Origin of the sequence: Mesorhizobium sp. CO1-1-8, from assembly GCF_020164875.1 — a bacterium.
Classification (GTDB): Bacteria; Pseudomonadota; Alphaproteobacteria; order Rhizobiales; family Rhizobiaceae; genus Mesorhizobium.
This window is the reverse complement of the sequence record NZ_JAIUGZ010000018.1, coordinates 109911-118534: the sequence shown is the minus strand read 5'-3', so window position 1 is coordinate 118534 and position 8624 is coordinate 109911. Positions and strand designations below refer to the sequence as shown.

Annotated in this window: 7 protein-coding genes; 5 read left to right on the top strand and 2 right to left on the bottom strand. The window is 64.4% G+C overall.

Annotation, left to right across the window (positions count from 1 at the left end; all coding sequences use genetic code 11):
• The coding region (locus tag LB558_RS27975) for a hypothetical protein (protein WP_224700497.1) at positions 1–181 on the top strand (181 nt) is incomplete at its 5' end.
• Here the strand turns inward: LB558_RS27975 and LB558_RS27970 are convergent.
• On the bottom strand, positions 178–390 hold the full coding sequence (locus tag LB558_RS27970; RefSeq protein ID WP_224700496.1) for a DUF1674 domain-containing protein: 213 nt from the start codon (positions 388–390) through the stop codon (positions 178–180). The two genes, LB558_RS27975 and LB558_RS27970, sit on opposite strands and share 4 nt — an antisense overlap.
• A 105-nt stretch (positions 391–495) precedes the next feature.
• Here LB558_RS27970 and htpX point away from each other — a divergent pair, with 105 nt between their 5' ends.
• The 4 genes from htpX to purH all read left to right on the top strand — a co-directional run bounded on the left by htpX (position 496) and on the right by purH (position 6635).
• The gene (gene htpX, locus LB558_RS27965; protein WP_224700495.1) at positions 496–1506 is read left to right on the top strand and encodes a zinc metalloprotease HtpX; all 1011 of its coding nucleotides are present in this window, start codon (positions 496–498) and stop codon (positions 1504–1506) included.
• Positions 1464–2891, top strand: a complete 1428-nt coding sequence (locus tag LB558_RS27960; RefSeq protein WP_263495434.1) for an RsmB/NOP family class I SAM-dependent RNA methyltransferase — start codon at positions 1464–1466, stop codon at positions 2889–2891. Before htpX ends, LB558_RS27960 begins: the two co-directional genes overlap by 43 nt.
• 148 nt (positions 2892–3039) lie before the next feature.
• Positions 3040–4764 (top strand): heparinase II/III family protein, encoded by a 1725-nt coding sequence (locus tag LB558_RS27955; protein ID WP_127261478.1) that lies wholly within the window; start codon positions 3040–3042, stop codon positions 4762–4764.
• 254 nt (positions 4765–5018) lie between these two features.
• Positions 5019–6635, top strand: coding sequence for a bifunctional phosphoribosylaminoimidazolecarboxamide formyltransferase/IMP cyclohydrolase (gene purH / locus LB558_RS27950; RefSeq protein ID WP_224700493.1), 1617 nt, complete (start codon positions 5019–5021; stop codon positions 6633–6635).
• Positions 6636–6879: 244 nt separating this feature from the next.
• Here purH and LB558_RS27945 read toward each other — a convergent pair whose 3' ends face one another.
• Positions 6880–8256, bottom strand: a complete 1377-nt coding sequence (locus LB558_RS27945) for an MFS transporter (RefSeq protein WP_224700492.1) — start codon at positions 8254–8256, stop codon at positions 6880–6882.
• Positions 8257–8624 lie beyond the last annotated feature (368 nt).

The window sequence follows — 8624 nt, the reverse complement described above, 5'->3', positions numbered from 1 at the left end:
GCCTGCGGGTGGTGAAGGCCCGCAGGCGGCAACCCACTTTGGCCCCGAAACGATGAAAAGTCATAAGACAAGCAATTCCAGGAAAAGTGTGAAACGGTTTTCCGTCCGGAATTTCGTAAAACAAGGAGTTAGAGCGGGTCGCCGTTTCCGTGAAACGGTAACTGCTCTAGGCGGCATCTAGAAATCGCTGGTAAGGCCCTTTACTTCCCAGTCGCCGTAGCGCCCTGGCTCCTTGCCGCCGCGGCCGCCGATCTCCTTCGGCAGCACGGCCTCCTTTTCCAGATACTTCACACGCCTTGCTTCGGCTTCCGCGAGCGCGCGTGTGGCTTCCGGTGTCAACGCCTTTGGCTCGACGCCGTCGGCCTCTATTTTACTGGTCTCGTCGTTCATGCGATATTTCCAGCGGATTGAAACAGGAACCGGTGTTTCCCATCATATAGCCATGAGCCCACGACGATCGACCCCTTTTCGCTATCCCCCGGACAGGAGCAGACGATGAACACCATCCGCACCGCCATGCTTCTTGCCGCGATGACCGCGCTGTTCATGGGCGTCGGCTTTTTGATCGGCGGAACCGGCGGCATGATGATCGCCTTTCTGTTCGCCGCCGGCACCAATCTGTTCAGCTACTGGAACGCCGACAAGATGGTGCTGTCGATGAACCGTGCCGTCGAGGTCGACGAAAGGAACGCACCCGAATATTACGCCATCGTCCAGGCAATGGCCAAACAGGCCGGTCTGCCGATGCCGAAGACCTATCTGATCGACAACCCGCAGCCGAACGCCTTTGCCACCGGCCGCAATCCGCAGAACGCGGCGGTGGCTGCCTCCACCGGCCTGTTGCAGGCGCTGACGCCCGAAGAGGTCGCAGCGGTCATGGCGCACGAGCTCGCCCATGTGCAGCACCGCGACACGCTCACCATGACGATCGTCGCCACCTTTGCCGGGGCCATCTCGATGCTCGGCAATTTCGCCTTCTTTTTCAGTGGCAATCGCGACAACAATCCCTTCGGCTTTGTCGGCGTGCTGGCGGCGATGATCGTGGCGCCCTTTGCAGCGATGGTCGTGCAGATGGCAGTCAGCCGCACCCGCGAATACGAGGCCGACCGGCGTGGCGCCGAAATCTGTGGACACCCGCTCTGGCTGGCATCGGCGCTTGACAAGATCGCCCGCGGCGCCGAACGCATCCGCAACCCCGATGCCGAGCGCAATCCCGCGACCGCGCATCTCTTCATCATCAATCCTCTTCACGGCGAGCGCATGGACAGCCTGTTCTCCACCCACCCCGCCACTGAGAACCGCATCGCAGCCTTGCAGGCGATGGCGCGCGACATGGCCGGCAGCGAAACACCGCGCCAGGCCCCAACGCCACGCCAGGCGGACGAACAGCGGCCATCCGGCCCGTGGGGCCAGGCAGCGCGGCCGGAGCAGCCGACCGAGCCCGCCAAGCCCAAATCCAACCCATGGGGTCGCAATCCGACCGGGCCCAAGGGCCGGTGGTCGTGAGCGTGGCGGACAGAGCACCTCGACGCACGGTTTCAGGCGATCAGGAACACAGGGACGGCGGCGACTTCGTTGCCGGCCTCGCCGCCCGCAAGGCGGCGGCGCGTCTGCTTGCCGCCGTCATCGACGCCAGGACGCCGCTTGACGGCCTGACCGATCACGAAAACGGCCATCCGCAATACAAGGCGCTCGATTTGCGCGATCGCGGCCTCGTCCGCGCCATTCTGGTCACCGCGCTGCGCTATCGCATGACCATATCAGGGCTGCTGGCGCGGCGCCTGGAAAAGCCGCTGCCGCCCAACGCCACCGCTTTGTCGCACATATTGCATGTGGCGGCGGCCCAGATCCTCTTCCTCGACATTCCAGACAGCGCCGCCGTCGACATCGCGGTGACCCATGCCAAGTCCGATCCGCGCACGGTGCGTTTCTCGGGCCTGGTCAATGGCGTGCTGCGCACCTTGGCACGGGCCAAGGAAACAGAGCTGCCCGCTGCCCTTGCCGCCACCGACGAAGCGCCCAAATGGTTTTCCGATCGGCTGAAGACCACCTACGGCAACGAGAAGGCCAGACAGATCCTCGAAGCGCATCGCGTTGAGGCGCCGGTCGACTTCTCGGTCAAGGCCGATCGCGGACTCTGGGCCGAAAAACTCGGCGGCATCGTCCTGCCGACAGGCACGGTGCGAGTCGAGAATCTTGTCGGTCCTGTTACTGAATTGCCTGGCTTTGCCGAGGGCGCCTGGTGGGTCCAGGACGCCGCAGCCAGCCTGCCTGCCCGACTGTTCGGCGAAGTCGCGGGATTGCGGGTTGCCGATCTCTGCGCCGCGCCCGGCGGCAAGACCGCGCAGCTGATCGTTGCCGGCGCGAAGGTCACCGCCGTCGACACGTCAAAAAACCGGCTCGTGCGGCTGACGCAGAATCTCGACCGCCTCGGCCTGTCCGCCGAGATCGTCCAGGCCGACCTGCTCAAATATGAGCCGGACGAACTGTTCGATGCGATTCTCCTCGACGCGCCCTGCTCGTCGACCGGAACGGTGCGGCGTCATCCCGACGTGCCATGGACCAAGACTTCGGCCGATGTGGAGAAACTGGCCGACCTGCAACGCAAGCTGCTCGCCCGCACTGTGACGCTGGTGAAGCCCGGCGGCAGGATCGTCTTTTCCAACTGTTCGCTCGATCCGCTCGAAGGCGAGGATCTCTATCGCGCCTTTCTGGCCGGCACGCCTGAAATCACCAACGATCCGTTGCGGCAAGGCGAGATCGCCGGCATCGATCCGTTCCTGACGCCGCAAGGCACGCTGCGCACCACGCCCGCCGACCTGGGCCTTGGCTCCCCGGAGCGCTCGGGCCTCGACGGCTTCTTCGCCGCTCGCATGCGACGAGCCGGCTAGGGATTGAACTGCCGGTGATTTACTGACTTTTTAGGCAGGTTCCGAGGCAAAACCAGGTGAGCCGGCTCGGGCTCGTGGAATTCGCCTTCGCACGAATCGTGCAATCATGTAGACTCGACGCCGGGGTAGAGGACGACCAGGAGGGGTTTTGGCACTTGCTGCCAGCAGCACGACGCGTCTGTGGACGCTTGTCGCGAAGGAGTTCTGGCGCAAAACGCGTCGGCGCCTGCGCGCCGGGCCTGTCTATCGCTGGCGCTATTCCGGCCGCACGCCGGAACGTGTGCTGATCGCACCGCCGGACCTGCGTCTCGCCGACCCGCAGATCGCACTCGAGATCTATTACGGCCGCTATCCCCTGTCGGGGCATCTGGTCGAGACCGGCGGCAAGTCGCCTTTCCAGATCCACGTGCCCAATCACGGCTGGCAGAAGACGCTGCACGGCTTTCGCTGGCTGCGCCACATGCGCGCCGCCGGCACCGAGCTTGCCGCCGCCAATGCCCGCGCCCTGGTCTCCGACTGGATCACCATGCATGGCAGTCATATTTCCGGCATCGCCTGGGAGCCCGGCACGACGGCCAAGCGCATCATCGCCTGGTTGCAGCACTCCTCGGTCGTATTGCAGGGCGCCGAGTTCCCTTTCTACCGCGCCTTCCTGAAGTCGGTTGCCATCCAGATCCGCTACCTCAGGTCGATGGCGCGCGAAATGCCCGACGGCAAGGACAGGCTGCGGGCCCGCATCGCCCTCGCCTTCGCTGCCTTGTCCCTGCCGGCGCCGGCATCGGCGCTGCGTGGCGCGACCCGCAACCTTGCCGAGGAACTCGACCGCCAGATCCTCGCCGATGGCGGGCACATTTCGCGCAATCCGATGGTCGTCCTGGAAATTCTCGCCGACCTTCTGCCGCTGCGCCAGACCTATGCCAACCAGGCGGAAACGCCGCCGCAGGCGCTGATCGGCGCCATCGACCGCATGCTGCCGGCGCTGCGCTTCTTCCGCCATCAGGATGGCAGCCTCGCCCGCTTCAACGGCATGGGCGCCACCATCCACGACCGCATCGCCACCATCCTGCGCCACGACGACACCGCTGGCGCGCCGCTGCTGCATGCGCCGCATTCCGGCTATGAGCGCCTGTCGATGGGCGGCACCACGGTGATCGCCGACACCGGCCCGCCGCCGCCGGTCGACGTGTCCAATGCCGCACATGCCAGCTGTCTCGCCTTCGAACTGTCGTCCGGCCGCCAGCACTACATCGTCAATGCCGGCATCGACACCTATGGCGCGGCTGAATTCCGGCCGCTGGCGCGCGCCACCGCCGCGCACTCGACCGCCACCATCAACGACACCTCGTCGGCACGCTTCAGCCATTCGTTGCGCGTCAACGACCTGCTCGGTTCGCCGCTGATCGGCGGCCCGCAGCATGTGCAGTGCAAGCGCATCGACCAGAAGGGCATTCAGGGCTTCATCGCCCGCCATGACGGCTATGTTCCCCGCTTCGGCTTCCTGCATGAACGCGAGCTGAAACTGTCGTCGAACGGCAATGTGCTGGCCGGCCGGGACCGCTTCCAGCGGCCCGGCAATGCGGCGATCCGCAACAATGGCCGCGACTTCGTCACCGTCCGCTTCCACGTTCATCCCGACGTCAACCTTTTGCAGGACGAGCATGACCGCCTGGTGCTGGCCGCCGATCAGGCCGACACCTGGGTGTTCACATCAGCCGAAGTGGTGCCGGAAGTCGAGGAATCGATCTATTTCGCCGGCCTTGGCGGCCCGCGCCGCAGCCGCCAGATCGTGCTTGCCTTCAAGGCCTCGGAAGTCGCCGAAGTCCACTGGCAGCTGACCCGCACCAGCATCGCCGGTTATCCGGAAAACAACTGATCGTATCGAGCATGATGCCGAAAGCTGCAGACTTTTCGGATAAACACCATGCCGCAAACAAACAGCCAAGCGGCGCTTCCGGTTTGATTTCCTGATGTCATGTGCTACGGGCGCGGGCATCCATCACACCAGAGCGGAATGCGTTCGAGCTGAAGCGCGAATTCCTCTCTGGCCTTTTGTTTTGTCGCATGATGTTTATCCGAAAAGTCCGCAACTTTTCGGCATCATGCTTAGCCGTGAAAGGCCGCCAGCCCATGGCCGTCGCCGCCAAGAACATTCCCGCACCAGACCTTGTTCCCGTGCGACGCGCCCTGCTCTCCGTTTTCGACAAAACCGGCCTGATCGATTTCGCCAAAGCGCTGGCAGCCGCGGGCGTAGAGCTGGTCTCGACCGGCGGCACGGCAAAGGCGATCACTGAAGCCGGCCTGGCGGTGCGCGACGTCTCCGAGCTCACCGGCTTTCCCGAGATCATGGATGGCCGCGTCAAGACCTTGCATCCCGGCGTGCATGGCGCGCTGCTTGGCGTGCGCGACGATCCGGAGCATTCCGCGGCAATGCGCAAATACGGCATCGAGCCGATCGATCTCGTCGTCTCCAATCTCTATCCGTTCGAGGAGGTCCGCCGCTCCGGCGCCGACTATGCGTCGATCGTCGAGAACATCGACATTGGCGGGCCTGCGATGATCCGCGCCTCGGCCAAGAACCACGCCTATGTCGCCATCGTCACCGATCCCGGCGACTATGCCTCGGTGCTGAACGCGCTGGAGATGAACATCGGCTCGCTGTCGCTGGATTTCCGCAAGAAGCTGGCGGCCAAGGCCTTCGCCCGGACCGCCACTTATGACGCGGCGATCTCCGGCTGGTTCGCCGAAGCGCTCGAGATCGAACACCCGACGTGGCGCGCCTTTGGCGGCAGGCTGGTCGAGGTGATGCGTTATGGCGAGAACCCGCATCAGAGCGCCGGCTTCTACGTCAATGGCGACAAGCGGCCGGGCGTCGCCACGGCGCGCCAGCTGCAGGGCAAGCAGCTGTCCTACAACAACATCAACGACACCGACGCCGCCTTCGAACTGGTCGGCGAGTTCGACCCCGACCGTTCCGCCGCCGTCGCCATCATCAAGCACGCCAACCCGTGCGGCGTTGCCGAAGGCACCTCACTGAAGGCGGCCTACGCGAAGGCACTGGCCTGCGACCCGGTCTCGGCCTTCGGCGGCATCATCGCCGTGAACCGCATCCTCGACGCCGAGGCCGCCGAAGAGATCGTCAAGACCTTCACCGAGGTGATCATCGCGCCCGGCGCCACCGACGAGGCAGCGGCCATCGTCGCGGCGAAGAAGAATTTGCGCCTGCTGGTCACTGGTGGGCTGCCGGACCCGCGCACGCCGGGCACGACGGTCAAATCCGTCGCCGGCGGCCTGCTCATCCAGGGCCGGGACAGCGCCGTCGTCGACGACCTCGAACTGAAAGTGGTGACCAAAAGGGCGCCGACGCCGGCCGAAATGGCCGACCTGAAATTCGCCTTCCGCATTGCCAAGCACGTCAAGTCCAACGCCATCGTCTATGTCAGGGACGGCGCCACCGTCGGTATCGGCGCCGGCCAGATGAGCCGGGTCGATTCCTCACGCATCGCCGCCCGCAAGGCACTCGACGCCGCCGAGGCAGCGGGCCTCGCCGAACCGCTGACCAAGGCCTCGGTCGTCGCCTCCGACGCCTTCTTCCCCTTCGCCGACGGATTGCTGTCGGCGATCGCCGCCGGCGCCACTGCCGTCATCCAGCCGGGTGGCTCTATGAACGACAAGGACGTCATCGCCGCCGCCGACGAGCACGGCATCGCCATGGTGTTTACGGGGATCAGGCATTTTAGGCACTGAGGCCCATTACCCTCCTCCTTGTGGGGGTGAGAGGCGGTTCGCGCAGCGAACGAAAACCAATTGCTTGGCTTTTCGAGCTTCGAACGCCCTGAGCCTGCGAAGGGCCGGGCGTGGTTAGTCGATCCACCCTGCCGGGTCCGCGCTGCTTCGCAGCGTCCCGGCGTTCGCGGCCTTTCATCGTGCCACTGGCACGATGAACTCGCTTACGCGAACCGGCTGTTCACCCCACAGGGGGAGGGTAACATCACCCCGCCGGCCGGTCCGCCGGATAGGGCGTCTTGATCAGGATCGCCATGCCGATCCCGAGGAACAGCACGATCACCGCCATGCCGAGCCGCGCCGAGCCGCTGGCCAGGGTGACGGACGCGACCATGAACGGCGCCAGAAAACTGGTCGCCCGCCCGGCCAGCGCGTAAATGCCGAAATAACGGCCGGATTCTGCCGCCGTGACGCTGCGCGCCATGTAGGATCGCGACGACGCCTGCACCGGCCCGAAAGCCACGCCGATCAACAGGCCGAAGAAGATGTAGGCCTTTTCCGCCGCCGTGCCGAACAGGCCGCCGCTGTCCGGTCCAGGCATCATCCAGAGGCCGAATAAAGTATAGCCCGGTCCGGTCGAGACGATGCCGATCGTGGCAATGCTGAGCAGGACAAGCGAGATCATGACGATGGTTTTGGAGCCAAGCGCCGTGTCGAGGCGGGCTGCAACCAGGCAGCCGAAGATGGCGACGACGTTGAGAATGATGCCGAAAATACCGATTTCGGTGATCGACCAGTGGAACATCGCTGCTGCGAAAGTGCCACCCAACGCCAGCAGCGCGTTGACGCCGTCCTGATAGATCATGCGGGCGACGAGGAAGCGGAAGATGCCGCTGCGCTTGCGCACCTCGCCCAGTGTCACTTTCAGCTCCGCCAACCCCTCCCGCACCGCAGGGCCGATCGGCAGGCCCTTGATGGCATCGGGGGTGAAAAAGAACATCGGCAGGATGAACAGGAAGTACCAGCCGGCTGACAAAGGCCCGGTTGCGCGCGCATCCTCGCCGAGCTTCGGGTCGAGTCCGAAGAGCGGGTCGATGCCGATGATCGTCTTGCCGGTCTGCGGCGAACCGGCCAGGCAGGCGACGACGAAGATCAGCGCGATCATGCCGCCGAGATAGCCAAGGCCCCAGGCCATGTTGGAAATCCGGCCGATCTCGCTCTTCGGCACCAGGCGCGGCATCATCGAATCGTTGAACACGGTCGAAAACTCCGCCGCCACCGACGCCAGCGAGAAAAACAGCACGACCAGGAAAAGGTTCGAACCGGGGGCCGCGAACCAAAGCAGGCAAAGGCAAGTGACCTTGACCGCGGCAAAGAATGCGATCCAAGGCTTGCGCGGTCCGGTCTGGTCGGCGATCGAGCCGAGGATGGGCGACAGCACCGCAATGACAAGGCCGGCCGCGGCGATGCCATAGCCCCAGGCCGCCTGGCCGGTCTCCGGATCGCTCGCCATCCGCGACACGAAGTAAGGCCCGAAGATGAAGGTGGTGACGACGGTGAAGAACGGCTGCGCCGCCCAGTCGAACAGCATCCATCCCCAGATGCCGCGCCCGGACGCACGCTGCACTGTCTCTACCGTCATCATGATCCCCCGGGCACCGGTTCTGTATCGGGCGCCATGTCTGCATGTTTCATGCGCTCATGCAATGAACGAAGCTGGGTGCCGTCCCTTGCCCCTGCGGGCGTTCACTGTTCGAAAGTCAGCAATTGGCTTTCGTCCGCTACGCGGACCAAGCCGTTGTTTTTCTCGTGGGGGGAAAGTCGGACCGAAGGTCTGACGCCGTCCTCCACCCCGGCTTCGCAGCGATTTGCGCCGGCGCGCTATTACGGGACCGAATTTTACGGCGACCGGCTGAAAATCGTCGGCACGCTCAAACATTCCTGGTGAGCTTGTTGACGCTAGTTTCGAAGCGGATGGCATTCGAAAAGACCCACACGCATCCGATGATG

Excerpts from the sequence above, each read along its gene's own strand:
- LB558_RS27970 (WP_224700496.1), bottom strand. The coding sequence starts at position 390 with ATGAACGACGAGACCAGTAAAATAGAGGCCGACGGCGTCGAGCCAAAG.
- htpX (WP_224700495.1), top strand. The coding sequence starts at position 496 with ATGAACACCATCCGCACCGCCATGCTTCTTGCCGCGATGACCGCGCTG.
- LB558_RS27960 (WP_263495434.1), top strand. The coding sequence starts at position 1,464 with ATGGGGTCGCAATCCGACCGGGCCCAAGGGCCGGTGGTCGTGAGCGTG.
- purH (WP_224700493.1), top strand. The coding sequence starts at position 5,019 with ATGGCCGTCGCCGCCAAGAACATTCCCGCACCAGACCTTGTTCCCGTG.
- LB558_RS27945 (WP_224700492.1), bottom strand. The coding sequence starts at position 8,256 with ATGACGGTAGAGACAGTGCAGCGTGCGTCCGGGCGCGGCATCTGGGGA.